Consider the following 19,290-nt stretch of genomic DNA (forward strand, 5'->3'; position numbering starts at 1 on the left):
GTTGACGTATCACTCGCTCCCCCTCGCCAGCTGTGCGGCGGCCGGGGTCGGCCCGCCGCCCGTGTAGGTGACCCGCCACAGGGCCGACTTGGAGTCCGAGGTGAAGAAGCCGCGGCCGTAGTCGAGGGCGTACAGCGCGCCGTCCGGACCGAACTTCCAGTCCATCAGGTTCTTGATGCCGTCGTTGCCGACCGGCACGATCTTCTTCAGCGACTCCGAGTGCACCGGCAGACCGCCGTCACCCTGCGTCTTCGGGTCCATCAGCACCGCGTTGCGCGGCTGGTCGGAGTCGTAGAAGTCCCCGACGAACCACTTGCCGTCCCAGTACGCCGGCCACTTGGTGTCGCTGGCGTTGTCCGCGTCGTAGCGGTACACCGGGCCGTCCATCGCGGCCTGGCCGCCGCCCTTGAGCCAGGGCAGCCGGTACACGGACTCGCTCTCCTTGTACGACGGGATGCCGTTCGCGTCGCGCGGGAAGTCCGGGCCACCGCCCTGCGGCGAGTACCAGATGTTGTTGCCGGTCACCGGCGGCAGGTTGACCAGGCCGTCGTTGTTCGGCGACTCGTTCTTGGGGTGGTCGCAGTCGTACCAGCCCAGCGGCTTGGTCGGGTCCGGCAGGTTCCGGTCCCGGTACGGCTGCTTGTTGCCCATGCAGTACGGCCAGCCCCGGTTGCTCGCCTTGGTGATCACGGCGAACGTGTCGTACTTGGCCGGACCCCACGTCGTGGACGGGGCGCCGGCGTCGGGGCCGACCCAGCCCGCGTAGAGGGTGTCGGTGGCCTTGTCGACGGAGATGCGCGCCGGGTTGCGGACGCCCATCACGTAGATCTCGCCGCGTGTCTTGCCGCCGCCCTCGGCGGTCTCCTTGCCGGTGAACAGGTTGCCCTCGGGGAGCGTGTACGTCCCGTCCGGCTCCGGGTGGATGCGCAGGATCTTGCCGTTGAGGTTGTTGGTGTTGCCCGCGGTGCGGCGCGCGTCCGCGAAGGACACGCCCTTGAAGTTGGGCTGCGGGTTGTTGCCCGAGTAACCGTCGCTGAACTGGCTGGAGTTGTTGTCACCGGTCGCGATGTACAGGTTGCCCCTGGAGTCCCAGGCCATCCCGCCGCCCGCGTGGCAGCAGCTGTGGATCTGCACCGGCCACTTCAGCAGCACCTTCTCGCTGGACAGGTCCAGCTTGTTCGTCGCCCGGTCGAACGTGAAGCGGGAGACCCGCCGTTCGGCCATGTGCGTGTCGCGGTTGATCTGCGAGTGCGGGGTGTAGTGCAGATACACCCACCCGTTCTCCTCGAACCCCGGGTCCAGTTCGATGCCGAGCAGGCCCTCCTCGACCTTGACCAGCTCGTCGCCGCCGCCCTTGTTGCCGAAGACGGTCAGCTCACCGGCGAGCGTGACCTTCTCGGTCTTCGGGTCCCAGACGTGGATCTGGCCCTTGCCCTTGCCGATGTCGGGGTTGTTCCAGTCCGTGATCACGGGCTGCGACGAGTCGGCACCGCCCCGGCCGATGTAGAACACCCGGCCGTCGGGGGCGGTGACCAGGCCGTGCGGTTCGCCGATCTGGTCGTTCTGGCCGGGCTGGTTGGGCTGGGTGAGCCGCTCGGCCTTGTAGTTTCCGGTGATGGTCGCCTTGCAGTCGGCCTGCACCAGACGTGTCGTCCACAGCAGGGCGCCGCGCAGATGGGCCCGGAAGTCGGTCTCGTCGTAGGACGAGACCGTGCCGCCCATCCCGGTGTAGAAGGAACGGCCGCCGTCGTAGTCACGGCACCAGCTGACCGGGTGGTCCGCGCCGTTGGCACCCGCGCCGGGCGCGTACGTCGACTCGCGCACCCGGGCCACGGTGTGGACGTCGCCGGACGGGTTCTTCTGCCAGTTCAGCCACTCGTCGGGGCGCTTCCACTCCAGCGGCAGATCCTTGGTGGCCGGATGACGCCGGTCGCCGACCTCCACGGTGGCGCGCTGGACCTTGGCCGGGGCGCCGGCCGCCGGGCGGGCGCCGACCAGACCGGTGAACCAGTCCGAGTACGGCTCCGCACGCGCCGCGTCGTGGACGCCGACGAAACCGCCGCCGGCCTCCATGTACGCCTCCAGGCCCGCCTCCTGGTCCGGATCGAGGACGTCGCCGCCCCCGGTCAGGAACACGATGGCGTTGAAACGGCCGAGCTTCTTCTCGTTGGTGAAGACCGAGGCGTTGTCCGTGGCCTCGATCGTGAAGCGCTGGTTCTGCGGTCCCGTCTGGCCGATCCGCTCGATGGCCGCGATACCGGCGTTCACCACCGGGGACTCCTCGCCGGCCGCGGCGGAGCCGTAGAAGATCAGCACCCGTACGTTCGCGCCGCCCGGTGGCGACTTGATCGACATCGTTGTCAGGGATGGGTCCGGCGCCGGACGTGCGCTGGCGGTGGGGCCGGCCAGCAGTCCCGCGGCGACGAAGGCGGCGGTGGCACACGCCGCCCAGCCTCTTCTTCTCGCACTCGACCCTCTCAAGGGCATGGGCACCTCCTCGGTCACGGCAGCAGCGCCAAGGAAGCTAGACCTCTTTGCATGGTTCGCCAATAGGTATGACCGGGATCCAACAAACTTTGTCCTGAGTGTGGATAAACGCGGCGGCAACCGGTACGGTCCCACAGGTTCATCACGGCCCATCAGCTCTGCGTCTTCGCATCTTCCGTATCAGCGTGGGGAGTTCGGCATGGACAGGCGAGGCTTCAACCGACGGGTACTGCTGGGCGGCGCGGCCGTCGCGACATCGTTGTCCGTCGCACCGGAGACCGCGGGTGCCACCGCCGAGGCCAAGGGCGTCACCGCGCGGACGGCACCGGCGGGGGGCACCGTCAGGCACATCACCATGTTCGCCGAGAAACTGCCCGACGGACAGATGGGCTACGGCTTCGAGAAGGGCAAGGCGTCGATCCCCGGCCCGCTGATCGAGCTGAACGAGGGCGACACACTGCACATCGAGTTCACGAACACGACGGACGTGCGGGCCAGTCTGCACGTCCACGGCCTGGACTACGAGATCTCCAGCGACGGCACCGCCATGAACAAGAGCGACGTCGAGCCCGGCGGCACCCGTACCTACACCTGGCGCACCCACGCCCCGGGGCGCCGCGCGGACGGCACCTGGCGCGCGGGAAGCGCCGGTTACTGGCACTACCACGACCACGTCGTCGGCACAGAGCACGGCACCGGAGGCATCCGCAAGGGTCTCTACGGCCCGGTGATCGTGCGCCGCAAGGGAGACATCCTGCCGGATGCCACGCACACCATCGTCTTCAACGACATGACCATCAACAACCAGGCCCCGCACACCGGTCCGAACTTCGAGGCCACCGTGGGCGACCGGGTCGAGATCGTCATGATCACGCACGGCGAGTACTACCACACCTTCCACATGCACGGGCACCGCTGGGCCGACAACCGCACCGGCATGCTCACCGGCCCCGACGACCCGAGCCAGATCATCGACAACAAGATCACCGGCCCGGCGGACTCCTTCGGCTTCCAGGTGATCGCGGGGGAGGGGGTCGGCGCCGGGGCGTGGATGTACCACTGCCATGTGCAGAGCCACTCCGACATGGGGATGGTGGGGCTCTTCCTGGTGAAGAAGACGGACGGCACCATCCCCGGGTACGAACCGCACGAGCACGGCGCGACGTCCGAGGAGGCGGCCCCCGAGCACCGCCACTGACGACGGCTCCCGCCCGACGGCCTGCCGCTATCCTGAGCGGCAGCCGCCGAGGAGGAGCCCGTGACCGAGACCGCGCAGCGTCCCACGCTGGAGGCCGTGGCCGCGCGGGCCGGGGTCTCCCGGGCCACCGTGTCCCGCGTGGTCAACGGGGCCCACGGGGTGCGGGAGGAACTGGCCGAGCGGGTCCGGCGCGCCGTGGACGAGCTCGGCTACGTCCCCAACCAGGCCGCCCGCAGCCTGGTGACGAGGCGCCACGACGCGGTCGCCGTCGTCGCCGCCGAACCGGAGACCCGGGTCTTCACCGACCCGTACTTCGCCCAGCAGCTCCGCGGCATCAGCAAGGAGCTGACCGCCCACGACAGCCAGCTCGTGCTGCTGCTCACCGAGGGCCGCGAGGACCACGCCCGCGTCGGCCGCTATCTGGCCGGCGGGCACGTCGACGGCGCCCTCGTCTTCTCCCTCCACCTCGACGACCCGCTGCCCGGCCTCGTCCGCCGCGCCGGGGTGCCGACCGTGTTCGGCGGACGGCCCCACTGGGACGACGACCGCGACGACGTGGTCTACGTGGACAGCGACAACCGGGGCGGCGCCCGCGAGGCCGTGCGCCATCTGGCCGCCCTCGGCCGCACCCGCGTCGCGCACATCGCGGGCCCGCTCGACCAGACGTCCGCCGTCGACCGGCTCGCCGGCTTCCGGGACGTCCGGACGGACGCCGGTGCGGCGCCGGTCGCGCACGGCGACTTCACGCCGGGCGGCGGCGAGCGGGCGATGCGCGAGCTGCTGGACCGGTGCCCGGACCTGGACGCCGTGTTCGCGGCGAACGACCTCACCGCGGCGGGCGCCCTGCGGGTGCTGCGCGAGCGTGGCCGGCGGGTGCCGGACGACGTGGCCGTGGTCGGCTTCGACGACATGCTGTCCGTCGCCGAGCAGACCGACCCCCCGCTCACCACGGTCCGTCAGGACATCGAGGGAATGGGCCGGCTGATGGCCCGCCTGCTGCTGCGCGGCCTGGACCGTGGGCCGGACGGGGCGGAGGGCGGGGACGCGGACGCGGTGGCCCGGGAGCACGGCGCGGGAGCCGTGCCGGACGCGAAGTCGGGCTTGATCCTACCGACCACCCTGGTCCGCCGCGCCTCCGCCTGAGCGGGCCGGACCGCCGCGGCGCTCACGCCTCCCGCGGCGCCGGCCTGAGCACGGCGAAGCGGGCGCCGTACGGGTCCGCGAGCCGGGCGAGGCGTCCGACGCCCTCGATGTCCGTCGGCGGCATCCGCACCGTGCCGCCCAGCCCACCGGCCCGCGCGACCACGTCGTCCGCGTCGGCGACCGCGAAGTACGGCAGCCAGTGGGCGTCCGTCTCCAACGGGTCGTCGGCGAGCGGGACGACGCCGCCGAACATGCCCTCCTCGCCCTCACCGGCCGGATTCACGCACGTGTACGTCCCGGCGCCGGGGAACGCCACGGCGGAGGTCTCCAGCCCCAGCGTCGCCCGGTAGTACGCGGCGGCGGCCGCGACGTCCGGCGTGTACAGCTCGACCCAGCACAGCGCACCGGGTTCACCGGCCACGCCCAGGCCGCCCAGCCGCCCCGGCTGCCAGACGCCGAACGGCACCCCGGCCCGGTCGGCGAGGATCGCCATGGTGCCCTGGCCCATGACGTCCGTCGGCCGCATCAGCACACCGCCGTGGGCCTCCTCCGAGGCCGTGGCCGTGGCCTCCGCGTCGGGGGTCTGGAAGTACACCGTCCAGGACGGCGGTCCCTGCTCCGGCGTGGTCCGCATGCCCCCGGCCACGATCCGGCCGTCCAGTTCGAAGAAGCCGTAGCCCCCGGCCTCGGGTCCCGCCGACCGGAACCGCCAGCCGAAGAGGCCGCCGTAGAAGGACGTGGCGCCGTCGATGTCGGCGGTGCCGACGTCGAGCCAGTTCGGGGCGCCGGTGACGAAACGGGTGGTGAGCATCATCGCCCTCCTCGGAAGGGTCCCGTTGCCTGCCCTGCCGAGTCTTCCACCGACCACCGGCCTTCGCTCCCGCGCGCCGCCGTGCGCACCCGCCCGTGTCGGAGGGACCATGGACGGGCCCCGCCGGGCGGCGTTGATCCGGCGTTGATCGAACGTTTTTCACCGCCCGGCACGATCCTGCGCATGCACATCGACACGATCGCGACGCCCGACCTGGCCTGGCAGCAGGAGGCGTTGTGCGCACAGACCGGGGCGGACTTCTTCTTCCCCGAGCCCGGAAGCTCCGTGCGGGACGCGAAGCGGATCTGCGCCCTGTGCCCGATCCGCCCGGCCTGCCTGGAGTACGCACTGGCCCACGACGAGCGCTTCGGCGTCTGGGGCGGGCTGTCGGAGAAGGAGCGGCAGGCGCTGCGCCGCGGCACGTACTGAGCCCGGGGGCCGACACTTCGTACGCACCGCGGCGCCCGCGCTCAGCCCGCCGCGCGGGCCGCCATCCGCGCCTTGCGCGCCGCCAGCTTCTCGTCGAACTTGGACGCCTCGGCGTCCAGCCCGCCCATGTACAGCCCGAGCTCCTCCTGGGCCTGCCGGCCCTCCGGGCCGAGGCCGTCGATCTCCATGATCTTCAGGAAGCGCAGCACGGGCTGGATCACGTCGTCGTGGTGGATGCGCAGGTTGTAGACCTCGCCGATCGCCATCTGCGCGGCGGCCCGCTCGAAGCCGGGCATGCCGTGGCCGGGCATCCGGAAGTTCACGACCACGTCCCGCACCGCCTGCATCGTCAGGTCGGGCGCGAGGTCGAAGGCGGCCTTGAGCAGGTTCCGGTAGAAGATCATGTGCAGGTTCTCGTCGGTCGCGATGCGGGCCAGCATGCGGTCGCAGACCGGGTCGCCGGACTGGTGGCCGGTGTTGCGGTGCGAGATGCGGGTGGCCAGCTCCTGGAAGGCGACGTACGCCACCGAGTGCAGCATCGAGTGCCGGTTGTCCGACTCGAAGCCCTCGCTCATGTGGGCCATGCGGAACTGCTCCAGCTTGTCCGGGTCCACGGCGCGCGAGGCGAGCAGATAGTCGCGCATCACGATGCCGTGCCGGCCCTCCTCGGCGGTCCAGCGGTGCACCCAGGTGCCCCAGGCGCCGTCGCGGCCGAAGAGGCTGGCGATCTCGTGGTGGTAGCTGGGAAGGTTGTCCTCGGTCAGCAGGTTCACCACGAGGGCGATCCGGCCGATCTCCGTGACCTTGGACTGCTCCTTCTCCCAGGCCTCGCCGTCCTCGAAGAAGCCCGGGAAGTTGCGGCCGTCGCTCCACGGCACGTACTCGTGCGGCATCCAGTCCTTGGCGACCTTCAGATGCCGGTTGAGTTCCTTCTCGACCACTTCCTCCAGGGCGTACAGCAGCCGGGCGTCGGTCCAAGCGGCGGAAGTGCCGAGGTGCGGGGAAGTGATCGTCACGGGTACTCCAGGGGACGTGCGACTGAGCGGAATGCGAACCGGCGAGCGGTGCCGGGAACCTACGGGATCGTAGGCTACGAAACCGTAGGTTACGAGACCGTAGGTTAAACGCACTGTAAAGGCCGCTGATCAGCCGCCGTCCGCCGGGGCGGGGCCCGGCCCGGACCCCAGGTCACGGGCCGGACGGGCGCCGGTCGTCCCTCATGCGGTGCGGGCCCGCGCTCCCGTGGCCGGGCCGGTGTCCCCCGTGACGTCCTTGAGCTCCCCTCCCTCCAGCAGCAGCCGGCGCGTGACGCCGATCGAGTCCAGGAACGCCATGTCGTGGCTGGCCACGATCAGCGCGCCCTCGTACGACTCCAGGGCCGTGGTGAGCTGCCGGACGCTCGCCATGTCCAGGTTGTTCGTCGGCTCGTCCAGCATGAGCAGCTGCGGTGCGGGCTCGGCCAGCATCAGCGCGGCCAGGGCGGCCCGGAAGCGTTCGCCCCCGGACAGCGTCGCCGCCCGCCGGTCGGCCCGGGCGCCCCGGAACAGGAAGCGGGCCAGCCGCGCCCGGATCCGGTTGTCGGTCACGCCGGGCGAGAACCGCGCCACGTTCTCGGCGACGGTCAGCCCGTCGTCGAGGACGTCCAGGCGCTGGGGCAGGAAGCGCAGCGGGACGTGCGCCGTCGCCTCGCCCGAGACCGGCTCCAGCTCCCCGGCGATCGTGCGCAGCAGCGTGGTCTTGCCCGCGCCGTTGCGCCCGGTCAGCGCGATCCGCTCGGGACCGTGCAGATCCAGACCGCCCGCCACCCGCGCACCGTGCGCCAGCTCCAGGTCCCGCAGCGTGAGCACGGACCGGCCCGGCGGGACGGCCGTGTACGGCAGGTCGACGCGGATCTCGTCGTCGTCCCGCACGGCCTCCACCGCGTCGTCGAGCCGCTCCTTCGCCTCGGCGAGCTTCTCCTCGTGCATGATCCGGTACTTTCCGGCGGACTCCTGGGCGGTGCGCTTGCGCATCTTCATCACCGCCCGGGGCTCGCGCTTGGTGTCGTACATCTTCTGGCCGTACCGCCTGCGCCGGGCCAGGACGGCGTGGGCGTCGGACAGTTCGCGCTTCTGCCGGCGCAGATCGGCCTCGGCGACGCGCACCATGCGCTCGGCCGCCTCCTGCTCCACGGCCAGTGCCTCCTCGTACGCCGAGAAGTTGCCGCCGTACCGGGTGATCGTGCCGGACCGCAGGTCGGCGATCTGGTCGACGAGGTCGAGCAGCTCACGGTCGTGGCTGACCACGATCATCACCCCCGGCCAGGAGGCGACGGCCGCGTACAGCCGGCGGCGGGCGTACAGGTCGAGGTTGTTGGTCGGCTCGTCCAGCAGCAGGACGTCCGGCCGGCGCAGCAGCAGGGCCGCCAGCCGGAGCAGGACGGACTCGCCGCCGGACACCTCGCCGATGGTCCGGTCGAGGTCGACGTGGCCGAGGCCGAGCTCGCCGAGCGTGGCGAGGGCGCGCTCCTCGACGTCCCAGTCGTCGCCGACGGTCTCGAAGTGCTCCTCGGCCACGTCGCCGGCCTCGATGGCGTGCAGCGCGGCCCGCTGCGCGGCGATGCCGAGCGCCTCGTCGACCCGCAGACCGGTGTCGAGCGTGACGTTCTGCGGAAGGTGGCCGATCTCGCCGGCCACGCGGACGGTGCCGTCGGCGGGGGCGAGCTGCCCGGCGAGCAGCTTCAACAGGGTGGACTTTCCCGACCCGTTGGCCCCGACGAGCCCGGTCCGGCCGGGACCGAACGCGGTGTCCAGGTCCTCGAAGACGGTGGTGCCGTCGGCCCAGGCGAAGGAGAGGGCCGTACAGGTGATGGATGCAGACATACGGGGTCTCCGCGGTTGCTTGATGCGGTCAGGGGCAAACGCGTATCGAGACACCGGGAGCGGCGACCGCCGTCGGGCGGGGGAAGGAGGAGTCCGCGGAGTGCGGGGCGCGGGGAAGGCCCTGCTCCGCACGGGACGGCTCGAACGCCGAGGTCGCACGCGACGTACACCCACGCAGGGCGGGCGACGCGGTGTCTCAGAACCTCAGACGAGCAACGTCCTTCTCCGATCGGCGGCAACAGAAGCGTTGTACACGGTAGGAACGACCGGTCCGGGCGTCAACGCCTTTTCCCGCATCTGCTCACAGGCCCCCGAGGAGGCCCCGTGCCCGACGGCTCACTCTCCCTGCCGGCCCGGCTCTGCCTGCTGGCCTGGGACTCCGAACGCCCCGGCGGCGGCGCCGACACCGCGCGGCTGCACCACCTGGTGCGCGCCGGCGCCCTCACCGAACTCGCCCGGCGCGGACTGCTCACCGACGACGACGGCATCGCCACGCCCGCCGACCTGGACTCCCGCACCGGTGACGCCGTCCTCGACGGGCTGCTGGAGCTCGTCCGCGAGTCACTGCCGCGCCGCTGGCGGGCGTGGGTGCGGTCGTACGCGCGGGTCACCTTCGACGCGGTCCGGGAGCAGCTGGTGGCCGGCGGGTATCTGCGGGCCGAGAAGAAGCGGGTGCTCGGCGTGTTCCCCTCCGTCGACCACGTCCTGGCCCGGCCCGCCGCGGCACGGGCGCTGCGTGCCCAGGTGCGGGCCGTCCTGGACGGCGAGCGGCCGGCCGGGGAGGTCTCCGAGCGGGACGCGACCGTCGCCGCCCTGGCGGCCGCGGCCGAGCTGCGCGGCCTCGGGCCCGTGCGGGAGCGGTCGCGCCGGGAGCGGCGGACCGAGGAGCTGACCGAGCGCGGCGCGGCGGCGGCACCCGGGCTGGGGACGGTCCTGCGGGAGGTGCGGGCGGCGGTGAGCGCGGAGACGGCGCGCGCGGTGGCCTCGACGGGCGGCTGACGGCCACTCGGCGACGCCGCCCGGGGACCACGTCCCCGGCCTGGACCCGCTCAGCAGGTGCCGCGCATCAGCTCCGCCAGGTCGTGGTCCAGGTCCAGCTGGAGATGCTCCAGGCCCACCGGCACCAGCTCGCCGGTGGCCCGGAGGAACCGGCGCAGTTCGCCGGAGCGGACGTGGACTACGGCGGTGCCCTCGGGGGCGTGGAACTCCAGCACGGTCCGGTCGTACCCGTAAGGCCGCACCCGGACGTCACCGTGACCGTCGGGCTCCTGCATCCCGGTGATGAGCAGCTCGCGCGAGAAGGTCCAGCAGACCTCCACGCCCTCCAGGGTGGCCGGGGCCGGGAAGGTCATGCGGACGGCGAACGGGTCACTGCGGTCGTAGCGCAGCGTGGCGGGAATGCTCGGCATGCGCGGCGCGGCGGCGACGAGACGCGCCTCGACGGGCTGCTCGATGACGGTGGACAACGCCTTGCTCCCTCGTGACGGCTGGGCGGGCTTCCGGGGTGGTGCGGGCCGGGCACTGGAAGAGACGACGGAATCAGCCGCTCCGTGCACACGAGGTGCGAGTGACCTCTGTCACCGCGTTCATGCACGCGAGTGACATGACTCCCCGTGAGGTGCCGGGAGTCCCGGGCGCGGGGCGGGGTGTTTGTCCGTAACGTGGGTAACCGTTCGCTGAGCGTGAGAGGAAGTGAGCGGACATGCCACGTGGTTCGAGCTCCAAGCGGGAGCGGCAGTACGAACACATCAAGGAGAGCGCCGAGGACCGTGGCGAGAGCACCGGCCGGGCCAAGGAGATCGCGGCCCGCACGGTGAACAAGGAGCGTGCCCGGTCCGGCGAGTCGAAGACCGCCGGCCGGGTGTCCACGCAGGACAAGTCGTCGAGCGAGCGCGGCGGACAGCGCTCCGGGAACCGGCAGGGCCCCCAGGGCCCCACCTACGACCAGCTGTACGAGGAGGCCAAGCGCCGTGACATCAGCGGCCGTTCGCACATGAACAAGGGCGAGCTGAAGCGCGCGCTCGGCAAGTGAGCCGCGCCGGACCTAACGAGGCCGCTCCCGGTACCGCTCCAGCGCCGGGGCCGTCTTCGTGGCGACGAACTCGGTGATGCGGTACGCGCACACCCCCGCCGCGACGAAGGGGTCGCCCGCGGCGATCTCCTCCATCCGCGCCCGGTCCTCCGCGACGGCGATGATCACTCCGCCGGCGCGGGGTTCCTGGCGCCCGGACGCGAGGAACACGCCCTGCTCGTAGAGGCCCTCGAGCCACGTCACGTGCTCCGGGAGCACGGCGTCGACGGCTTCGAGCGGGGCGGTGTAGGACAGTTCCAGTACGAACATGATCGCGAGCCTACTCCGGCGCTCCCGTAGGCTGGCGGCCACCATGACGACCGTGACCGCCCGCACCCCCGCCGACTGGCCCGCGACCGAGGAGCGCGCCCGCGCCGTCCAGGACGAACTGCGGGCCCGCGTGGTGCTCGACGAGCCGGGCCCGCCTCCCGGCAGCGGCCGGGTGACCGGCGTGGACGTCGCCTACGACGACGAACGGGACGTCGTCGCGGCGGCGGCCGTCGTCCTCGACGCGGCCACCCTGGCCGTGGTCGCCGAGTCCACGGCCGTCGGGCGGATCTCGTTCCCCTACGTGCCGGGCCTGCTCGCCTTCCGCGAGATCCCCACCGTCCTCGCCGCCCTCCGTGCGCTGCCCTGCCCGCCCGGCCTGGTGCTCTGCGACGGCTACGGCCTGGCCCATCCACGCCGCTTCGGCCTCGCCAGCCACCTCGGCGTGCTCACCGGGCTGCCCACGATCGGCGTCGCGAAGAACCCGTTCACCTTCACGCACGCCGACCCGGACGCGCCGCGCGGCAGCGCGTCCCCGCTGCTCGCCGGCACGGAGGAGGTCGGACGCGCGCTGCGGACCCGCGCCGCGGTCAAACCGGTCTTCGTCTCCGTCGGCCATCGCATGAGCCTGGACAACGCCTGTGCGCACACGCTGGCCCTGACCCCCGCCTACCGCCTCCCGGAGACGACCCGCAGGGCGGACGCCCTGTGCCGCGCGGCCCTGCGGGACGCCGTCGGCGCGGAGTGAGGCCCGACCCGTCTGAGTACCCGTACGGATGTGCGTTGTCAGTGGGTGGCGGCAGGCTGAGCACATGACGACGCAGCAGCGCACCCCCGAGTACTCCGCCCGCCCGGTACGGCCCACCGAGCGCGCGGTGACCGCCGGGCTGACGCTCGCCGTGACGGCCGGGATGGCCTGGATCGGCGGGATGATCTACACGATCGCCGGATGGTCGGGGTAGGCCGCCGGGACGGGCACCGGCGGCCGGATGCCGGCCCGGGCGGGGTCAGCGCGTCGCGGCCACCCGGAAGGTGATGCCCGCCCGCTGCAGACGCTCCGTGAGGGCGTCGCCCATCGCCACCGCCGTCGTGACCTGGCCGGCGGTCTGCGGCAGGTCGTCGAGCGCGAGCGACAGCGCCGCCTCGGCGAACATCTTCGCCGTCTCGTCGTACCCCGGGTCACCGCCCGCGACCTCGGTGAACACCCGGCGGCCGCCGCCCTCGCCGACGAAGCGGACCCGGAACCAGCTCTTCGCCCGCTTCTGCGGGCTCGGCCCGTCACCCGGCTTGAGCAGGTCCGACAGCCGGCGCCGCACCGGCGGCACCTGCGCCGCCGCCACCAGCGCGCCCAGCGCAGCCACCCCGCCCACCGCGACCGGCAGACGGCGGACGGCCGCGTAGTGCCGGTAGCGGAAGTCGGGACCGTACCGGTCGAGCGCCCTGGCGGAGCGCCGCACGATCTGCGGATCTACGGTCGGCAGCGGGAGCGCCCAGGCCCCCACCTCACCGGCGTAGCGCGGCGCGCCCGTCGGCGTCACCGCCCGTCGGCCCACCAGCCGCGGCTCGTGCCGGCGCCGTTCCCGCGCCGCGTCCTGCATCTGCCGGCCGCGCGCGAACTGGCCGAGCGCGGAGGCGAAGGTGCCGCCAGAGAAGGCGGCGTCGGCGGTCACGAAGCCGTCCACCGTCAGCGGGACGTCCTGTGGCAGTTGCCGCACCGTGAAGTACACCCCGAGGTCGTGCGGTACTGAGTCGAAGCCGCAGGCGTGCACCAGCCGCGCGCCGGTCTCCCGGGCGCGTGCGTCGTGCCGTACGTACATGAGGTCCACGAACTCGGGCTCGCCGGTCAGGTCCAGATAGTCGGCGCCGGTGTCCGCGCATGCGGCGACGAGTCCCTCGCCGTACCGGACGTACGGGCCCACCGTCGAGGCGACCACGCGTGCCTGCTCGGCGAGCGCCCGCAGGGAGGCGGGGTCGGACACGTCAGCCCGCAGCACGCCGGCCCCGGTGCCCTCGGGCAGCCGCGCGGCCAGCCGGCGCAGCTTCATCTCGTCGCGGCCGGCGATGGCCCAGCGCAGTCCCTCGGGCGCGTGCGCGGCGAGGTACCGGGCGGTCAGCTCGCCGACGAAGCCCGTCGCCCCGAAGAGCACGACGTCGTACGGCCGGTCCGTTGTGTTCAGCCTGCTCATGACACTCCTTCGCCACCGTCCGGCGGCCTCGTCGGCGCCCCTCGGCACTCTCGTCCGCAACCCCTGGGCCCACAGCACGCGCCGTCGCCGGTGGCTGAGGCTAGCGTGAGGAGTGCCGGGCCCGACGACGAGCCTGCCCGATAATTGGCTAAGCGCTTGCTCGTCAGGTCTTGTGCCGAGTGGAACACGTTCTTAGCATCACTGGTGTTACATCAGTTGTGTCACAGAGCTGGGGGCTCGATGACGAAGGCGAAGACGCCGGGTGACGGCCCGCTCAGCGGTGTGCGCGTGGTCGAACTGGCGGGCATCGGACCGGGGCCCTTCGCCGCCATGCTCCTCGCCGACCTCGGCGCCGACGTCGTCCGCGTCGACCGGCCCGGCGGCCCCGGCCTCGGGATCGACCCCGCCCTCGACGTCACCCACCGCAACAAGCGCTCGGTGATCGTCGACCTCAAGGCGTCCGACGGCCCGGCCCGCGTCCTCGACCTCGCCGAACGCGCCGACGTCCTGATCGAGGGCTACCGCCCCGGCGTCGCCGAGCGCCTCGGCGTCGGCCCGGCGGACTGCCACGCCCGCAACCCGGGGCTGGTCTACGGCCGCATGACCGGCTGGGGCCAGGAGGGACCGCTCGCCCAGCGTGCCGGGCACGACATCGGGTACATCGCGCTCACCGGCACCCTCGGCATGACCGGCGCCCCCGACGGACCGCCCGCCGTCCCCGCCAACCTCCTCGGAGACTACGCGGGCGGCTCCCTCTACCTGGTCGTCGGCGTCCTCGCCGCCCTGCACCACGCCCGCGCCACCGGCACCGGGCAGGTCGTCGACGCCGCCATCGTGGACGGCGCCGCCCACCTCTCGGCGATGATCCACGGCATGCTCGCCGCCGGCGCCTGGCAGGACCGGCGCGGCAGCAACCTCCTCGACGGCGGCGCCCCCTTCTACGGCACCTACGAGACGGCCGACGGCGGCTGGATGGCGGTCGGCGCCCTGGAACCGCAGTTCTACGCCGAGTTCCTGGAGCGGCTCGGCATCGAGGGCGAGGTGCCGCCCCGTGAGGACATGGCCCGCTGGGGCGAGCTGCGCGAGGCGATCGCCGTCCGCTTCAAGGCCCGTACCCGCGACGAGTGGACGGCCCTCTTCACCGACTCCGACGCCTGCGTGTCCCCCGTGCTCTCGCTGCGCGAGGCCCCGCACCACCCGCATCTCGCCGCCCGCGGCACCTTCACCGACCACGACGGCATCACCCAGCCGGCTCCCGCGCCCCGCTTCTCGGCGACACCCACCGCCGTCCGCACCGGACCCGCCCGGCCCGGCGCCGACGCGGAGTCCGTCGCCCGCGACTGGGACCTGCCCCGCACCCCCCGCCCGAACGGCCCCGCGAAGAACCCTCAGTCGAACAGCCCCGCGAAGAACCCTCAGTGAAAGGCCTGCCAGTGACCACCGAAGCGTACGTGTACGACGCGATCCGCACCCCGCGCGGACGCGGCAAGGCGAACGGCGCCCTGCACGGCACGAAGCCCGTCGACCTGGTCGTCGGCCTCATCCACGAGATCCGCGCCCGGTTCCCCGGCCTCGACCCGGCCGCCGTCGACGACATCGTCCTCGGCGTCGTCGGCCCGGTCGGTGACCAGGGCTCCGACATCGCGCGCATCGCCGCGATCGCCGCCGGGCTCCCGGACACGGTGGCGGGCGTGCAGGAGAACCGCTTCTGTGCCTCGGGCCTGGAGGCCGTCAACATGGCGGCCATGAAGGTCCGTTCCGGCTGGGAGGACCTGGTGCTGGCCGGCGGCGTCGAGTCCATGTCCCGCGTCCCGATGGCCTCGGACGGCGGCGCCTGGTTCAACGACCCGATGACCAACCTCGCCACCAACTTCGTCCCGCAGGGCATCGGCGCCGACCTCATCGCCACCATCGAGGGCTTCTCCCGCCGTGACGTCGACGAGTACGCGGCCCTCTCCCAGGAGCGGGCGGCCACGGCGTGGAAGGAAGGCCGCTTCGAGCGGTCCGTCGTGCCGGTGAAGGACCGCGCCGGCCTCACCGTCCTCGACCGCGACGAGCACCTGCGGCCCGGCACGACCGCGGACTCGCTGGGCAAGCTCAAGCCCTCCTTCGCCGACATCGGCGAGCTGGGCGGCTTCGACGCGGTGGCGCTGCAGAAGTACCACTGGGTGGAGAAGATCGACCACGTCCACCACGCGGGCAACTCCTCCGGCATCGTGGACGGCGCCTCCCTGGTCGCCATCGGCTCCAAGGAGGCCGGCGAGCGCCACGGCCTCACGCCGCGCGCCCGGATCGTCTCCGCCGCCGTGTCCGGCTCCGAGCCCACGATCATGCTCACCGGCCCGGCGCCGGCCACCCGCAAGGCGCTGGCCAAGGCGGGGCTGACGATCGACGACATCGACCTCGTCGAGATCAACGAGGCGTTCGCGGCGGTCGTGCTGCGCTTCGTGAAGGACATGGGGCTGTCCCTGGACAAGGTCAACGTCAACGGCGGCGCGATCGCGCTGGGCCACCCGCTCGGCGCGACCGGCGCCATCATCCTCGGCACGCTCGTCGACGAACTCGAGCGGCAGGACAAGCGGTACGGCCTCGCCACCCTCTGCGTGGGCGGCGGCATGGGCATCGCCACCATCGTCGAGCGCATCTGACCCCCTCCCGACGGATACGACGGATCACCAGGAGCACACCCTCATGACCACCGAGTCCACCACCATCCGCTGGGAGCAGGACGACACCGGCGTCGTCACCCTCGTCATCGACGACCCCGACCAGTCCGCCAACACCATGAACCAGGCGTTCCGGGCGTCCCTCGCGGCCGTCACCGACCGTCTGGAGGCCGAGAAGGACTCGATCCGCGGGGTCATCGTCACCTCCGCCAAGAAGACCTTCTTCGCCGGCGGCGACCTGCGCGATCTGATCCGCGTCACCCCGGAGACCGCGCAGGACCTCTTCGACGGCGGCATGGCGATCAAGCGCGACCTGCGCCGCATCGAGACCCTCGGCAAGCCCGTCGTCGCCGCGCTGAACGGCGCCGCCCTCGGCGGCGGTTACGAGATCGCCCTCGCCTGCCACCACCGCGTCGCCCTCGACGCGCCCGGCTCCAAGATCGGCTGCCCGGAGGTCACCCTCGGCCTGCTCCCCGGAGGCGGCGGCGTCGTCCGCACCGTCCGGATGCTCGGCATCACCGACGCGCTGCTCAAGGTCCTCCTCCAGGGCACCCAGTACAGCCCGCGCCGTGCCCGGGAGAACGGCCTGGTCGACGAGGTCGCCGACAACCGCGAGGAGATGCTGGCCAAGGCCCGCGCCTTCATCGACGCCAACCCGGAGTCCGCCCAGCCCTGGGACAAGCCCGGCTACCGCATCCCCGGCGGCACCCCCGCGAACCCCAAGTTCGCGGCCAACCTGCCCGCCTTCCCGGCCAACCTGCGCAAGCAGACGAGCGGCGCCCCCTACCCCGCGCCGCGCAACATCATGGCCGCCGCCGTCGAGGGCGCCCAGGTGGACTTCGAGACCGCGCAGGTCATCGAGGCCCGCTACTTCGTCGAGCTGGCCGCGGGCCAGACCGCGAAGAACATGATCCAGGCGTTCTTCTTCGACCTCCAGGCCGTCAACTCCGGCGCCAACCGCCCCCAGGGCATCGAGCCGCGCAGGGTCACCAAGGTCGCCGTCCTCGGTGCCGGGATGATGGGCGCCGGCATCGCCTACTCGTGCGCCCGCGCGGGCATCGACGTCGTGCTCAAGGACGTCTCGCTGGAGGCGGCGCTCAAGGGCAGGGCGTACTCGGAGAAACTGTGCGCGAAGGCCGTCGCGAAGGGCCGGACGACGCAGGAGAAGGCGGACGCGCTGCTGGCGCGGATCACACCGACCGCGGAGGCGGCGGATCTGGCCGGGTGCGACGCGGTGATCGAGGCGGTGTTCGAGGACACCTCGCTCAAGCACAAGGTGTTCCAGGAGATCGAGCAGGTCGTCGCCCCGGACGCACTGCTGTGCTCCAACACCTCGACGCTGCCGATCACGGCGCTGGCGGAGGGTGTCGAGCGGCAGGGCGACTTCATCGGGCTGCACTTCTTCTCGCCGGTGGACAAGATGCCGCTGGTCGAGATCATCAAGGGGGAGCGGACCGGGGACGAGGCGCTGGCGCGGGCCTTCGATCTGGTGCGGCAGATCAAGAAGACGCCGATCGTCGTCAACGACTCGCGGGGCTTCTTCACCTCGCGGGTCATCGGCCACTTCATCAACGAGGGTGTGGCGATGGTCGGGGAGGGCGTCGAGCCCGCGTCCGTCGAGCAGGCGGCGGCGCAGGCGGGATACCCGGCCAAGGTGCTCTCCCTGATGGACGAGCTGACCCTGACCCTCCCGCGGAAGATCCGCAACGAGACGAAGCGGGCCGTGGAGGAGTCCGGCGGCACCTGGACCGCGCACCCCGCCGAGGCCGTCATCGACCGCATGGTCGACGAGTTCGGCCGCCCCGGCCGCAGCGGTGGCGCCGGGTTCTACGAGTACGGCGAGGACGGCAAGCGCGCCGGGCTGTGGCCGGGCCTGCGCGAGCACTTCACCAAGCCGGGGTACGAGATCCCGTTCCGCGACATGCAGGAGCGGATGCTGTTCTCCGAGGCGCTGGACACCGTCCGCCTCCTGGAGGAGGGCGTGCTGACCTCCGTCGCCGACGCCAACATCGGCTCGATCTTCGGCATCGGCTTCCCCGGCTGGACCGGCGGCATCCTCCAGTACATCAACGGCTACGAGGGCGGCCTGCCGGGCTTCGTCGCCCGCGCCCGCGAGCTCGCCGAGCGCTACGGCGACCGGTTCACGCCCCCCGCGCTGCTCGTGGAGAAGGCGGAGAAGGGGGAGGTCTTCACCGACGGCCGCTGACGGCGCCCCCCGACCGGCGGCGAGCGGCTGAGGAGCCTCTCAGCGCTCGCCGTCGGCGTCCAGCCACTCCCGCAGCTCGTCCCGCAGCGACCGCTGGAAGGTGGTCAGCAGCGCCTGCACCACGATGGGGTGCATATGGGCGGACAGGGACCGCACGTCCCGTGCGTCGCGCTCGGCGACGGCGTCGCGCAGCAGCCGCGACAGATCGTGCGCGGCGGCCCGGGAGTGCTCGAGCAGAGCCGTGCGCGCGGCGAGGACCGTCTCCGAGGACAGGGGCACGTCGAGCAGCTCGACGCCGAGGCGGAGCAGCCCCGCGTCGACGCGGTAGGCGTCCCGGCCGTCCGCGTCGCCGTCCCGCGCGACGATGTCCATCTCCGCCAGCCGGTCCACCTCCTCGTCGGCCAGCGGCCGCCCGGCCCGCCGGTCCAGTTCCTCGCGCGTGACCCGCTCCACGGTCTCCGGCGCCCAGGAGGCCACCACCGCGCGGTGCAGCGCGAGGTCGTGGGCGGTGAGGTCCGGCGGCAGCTGCTTCAGATACCGCTCGATCGCGGCCAGCGTCATGCCCTGGTGCTGAAGCTCCTCGATCAGCGCCAGCCGGGCCAGGTGCTCCCGGCCGTACTGCCCGACCCGGCGCGGGCCGATCGCCGGCGGCGGCAGCAGACCCCTGGTGCCGTAGAAACGGACCGTGCGCACCGTGACGCCGGTCCGCGCGGCCAGCTCGTCGATCGTGAGGGTCGGCTCCCCGGTGTCGCTCGTCGTCATGTGCAGCAGTATCGCTGTCTCACCAATGGTGTGACACCTCATGGGCCCCAGGTGAAGGCGTCCGACGGGTCCTGTGAGAAGTCACGCTGTGTGACATGAGCCACCGCATGCGAACGCAGAGTCGTGGGAAGGTGCTGCACTGGTCTGTGCCGCGAAGGGTGGTGCGGGCCTGTCACTGTACGGACGACCTGGGCGTATCCCGC

18 protein-coding genes are annotated in these 19,290 nt (G+C 72.3%); 10 read left to right on the forward strand and 8 right to left on the reverse strand.

Annotation, left to right across the window (positions count from 1 at the left end; all coding sequences use genetic code 11):
* Positions 1-9 precede the first annotated feature (9 nt).
* Positions 10-2,355 carry a ThuA domain-containing protein gene (locus AB0E77_RS26330; protein WP_361574742.1) on the reverse strand — a complete coding sequence of 782 codons (2,346 nt, stop codon included), beginning with the start codon at positions 2,353-2,355 and terminating at the stop codon, positions 10-12.
* 331 nt (positions 2,356-2,686) lie between these two features.
* Here AB0E77_RS26330 and AB0E77_RS26335 point away from each other — a divergent pair, with 331 nt between their 5' ends.
* Positions 2,687-3,685 carry a multicopper oxidase domain-containing protein gene (locus AB0E77_RS26335; protein WP_361574745.1) on the forward strand — a complete coding sequence of 333 codons (999 nt, stop codon included), beginning with the start codon at positions 2,687-2,689 and terminating at the stop codon, positions 3,683-3,685.
* 60 nt (positions 3,686-3,745) lie between these two features.
* Positions 3,746-4,828, forward strand: coding sequence for a LacI family DNA-binding transcriptional regulator (locus AB0E77_RS26340; RefSeq protein WP_361574748.1), 1,083 nt, complete (start codon positions 3,746-3,748; stop codon positions 4,826-4,828).
* Between the two features lie 22 nt (positions 4,829-4,850).
* Here the strand turns inward: AB0E77_RS26340 and AB0E77_RS26345 are convergent, their stop codons facing one another.
* Positions 4,851-5,639: a VOC family protein gene (locus tag AB0E77_RS26345; protein ID WP_361574912.1), complete on the reverse strand. Its 789-nt coding sequence runs from the start codon at positions 5,637-5,639 to the stop codon at positions 4,851-4,853.
* Positions 5,640-5,822: 183 nt separating this feature from the next.
* Here AB0E77_RS26345 and AB0E77_RS26350 point away from each other — a divergent pair, with 183 nt between their 5' ends.
* A complete protein-coding gene (locus AB0E77_RS26350; RefSeq protein WP_361574751.1) occupies positions 5,823-6,068 on the forward strand; it encodes a WhiB family transcriptional regulator in 246 nt (81 codons plus the stop codon).
* 41 nt (positions 6,069-6,109) lie between these two features.
* Here the strand turns inward: AB0E77_RS26350 and AB0E77_RS26355 are convergent, their stop codons facing one another.
* Positions 6,110-7,084: an acyl-ACP desaturase gene (locus AB0E77_RS26355; protein WP_361574754.1), complete on the reverse strand. Its 975-nt coding sequence runs from the start codon at positions 7,082-7,084 to the stop codon at positions 6,110-6,112.
* A gap of 201 nt (positions 7,085-7,285) precedes the next feature.
* Complete coding sequence (locus AB0E77_RS26360) at positions 7,286-8,929, reverse strand: ATP-binding cassette domain-containing protein (protein ID WP_361574757.1); 1,644 nt, start codon at positions 8,927-8,929, stop codon at positions 7,286-7,288.
* A gap of 324 nt (positions 8,930-9,253) precedes the next feature.
* Between AB0E77_RS26360 and AB0E77_RS26365 the strand changes: the two genes are divergently transcribed.
* Positions 9,254-9,928, forward strand: coding sequence for a GPP34 family phosphoprotein (locus AB0E77_RS26365; RefSeq protein WP_361574760.1), 675 nt, complete (start codon positions 9,254-9,256; stop codon positions 9,926-9,928).
* A gap of 50 nt (positions 9,929-9,978) precedes the next feature.
* On the opposite strand, the gene AB0E77_RS26370 is transcribed toward AB0E77_RS26365, so the two are convergent.
* Positions 9,979-10,395: an SsgA family sporulation/cell division regulator gene (locus tag AB0E77_RS26370; protein WP_361574763.1), complete on the reverse strand. Its 417-nt coding sequence runs from the start codon at positions 10,393-10,395 to the stop codon at positions 9,979-9,981.
* Positions 10,396-10,631: 236 nt separating this feature from the next.
* On the opposite strand from AB0E77_RS26370, the gene AB0E77_RS26375 reads away from it, so the two are divergent.
* Entirely contained in the window at positions 10,632-10,961 is a 330-nt protein-coding gene (locus AB0E77_RS26375; protein ID WP_361574766.1) for a plasmid stabilization protein, read from the forward strand.
* A 12-nt stretch (positions 10,962-10,973) separates the two neighbouring features.
* Here AB0E77_RS26375 and AB0E77_RS26380 read toward each other — a convergent pair whose 3' ends face one another.
* Positions 10,974-11,270: a YciI family protein gene (locus tag AB0E77_RS26380; protein WP_361574769.1), complete on the reverse strand. Its 297-nt coding sequence runs from the start codon at positions 11,268-11,270 to the stop codon at positions 10,974-10,976.
* A gap of 43 nt (positions 11,271-11,313) precedes the next feature.
* Between AB0E77_RS26380 and AB0E77_RS26385 the strand changes: the two genes are divergently transcribed.
* Positions 11,314-12,015, forward strand: a complete 702-nt coding sequence (locus AB0E77_RS26385; RefSeq protein WP_361574772.1) for an endonuclease V — start codon at positions 11,314-11,316, stop codon at positions 12,013-12,015.
* A 64-nt stretch (positions 12,016-12,079) separates the two neighbouring features.
* Positions 12,080-12,229, forward strand: coding sequence for a hypothetical protein (locus AB0E77_RS26390; protein ID WP_361574775.1), 150 nt, complete (start codon positions 12,080-12,082; stop codon positions 12,227-12,229).
* Between the two features lie 45 nt (positions 12,230-12,274).
* On the opposite strand, the gene AB0E77_RS26395 is transcribed toward AB0E77_RS26390, so the two are convergent.
* Positions 12,275-13,453, reverse strand: a complete 1,179-nt coding sequence (locus AB0E77_RS26395) for a saccharopine dehydrogenase NADP-binding domain-containing protein (protein WP_361574778.1) — start codon at positions 13,451-13,453, stop codon at positions 12,275-12,277.
* Between the two features lie 240 nt (positions 13,454-13,693).
* Here AB0E77_RS26395 and AB0E77_RS26400 point away from each other — a divergent pair, with 240 nt between their 5' ends.
* From AB0E77_RS26400 to AB0E77_RS26410, 3 genes are read left to right on the forward strand one after another with little or no spacing between them, the layout of a single operon-like run.
* Positions 13,694-14,875, forward strand: coding sequence for a CaiB/BaiF CoA-transferase family protein (locus tag AB0E77_RS26400; RefSeq protein WP_361574781.1), 1,182 nt, complete (start codon positions 13,694-13,696; stop codon positions 14,873-14,875).
* Positions 14,876-14,886: 11 nt separating this feature from the next.
* Positions 14,887-16,101, forward strand: a complete 1,215-nt coding sequence (locus tag AB0E77_RS26405) for an acetyl-CoA C-acetyltransferase (RefSeq protein WP_361574784.1) — start codon at positions 14,887-14,889, stop codon at positions 16,099-16,101.
* Between the two features lie 43 nt (positions 16,102-16,144).
* The gene (locus AB0E77_RS26410; RefSeq protein ID WP_361574787.1) at positions 16,145-18,325 is read left to right on the forward strand and encodes a 3-hydroxyacyl-CoA dehydrogenase NAD-binding domain-containing protein; all 2,181 of its coding nucleotides are present in this window, start codon (positions 16,145-16,147) and stop codon (positions 18,323-18,325) included.
* A 39-nt stretch (positions 18,326-18,364) separates the two neighbouring features.
* Here AB0E77_RS26410 and AB0E77_RS26415 read toward each other — a convergent pair whose 3' ends face one another.
* The gene (locus AB0E77_RS26415) at positions 18,365-19,087 is read right to left on the reverse strand and encodes a MerR family transcriptional regulator (RefSeq protein ID WP_361574790.1); all 723 of its coding nucleotides are present in this window, start codon (positions 19,085-19,087) and stop codon (positions 18,365-18,367) included.
* Positions 19,088-19,290: the final 203 nt, after the last annotated feature.

Source organism: Streptomyces sp. NPDC032940, from assembly GCF_040636935.1.
In the GTDB taxonomy this organism is placed as follows: domain Bacteria; phylum Actinomycetota; class Actinomycetes; order Streptomycetales; family Streptomycetaceae; genus Streptomyces.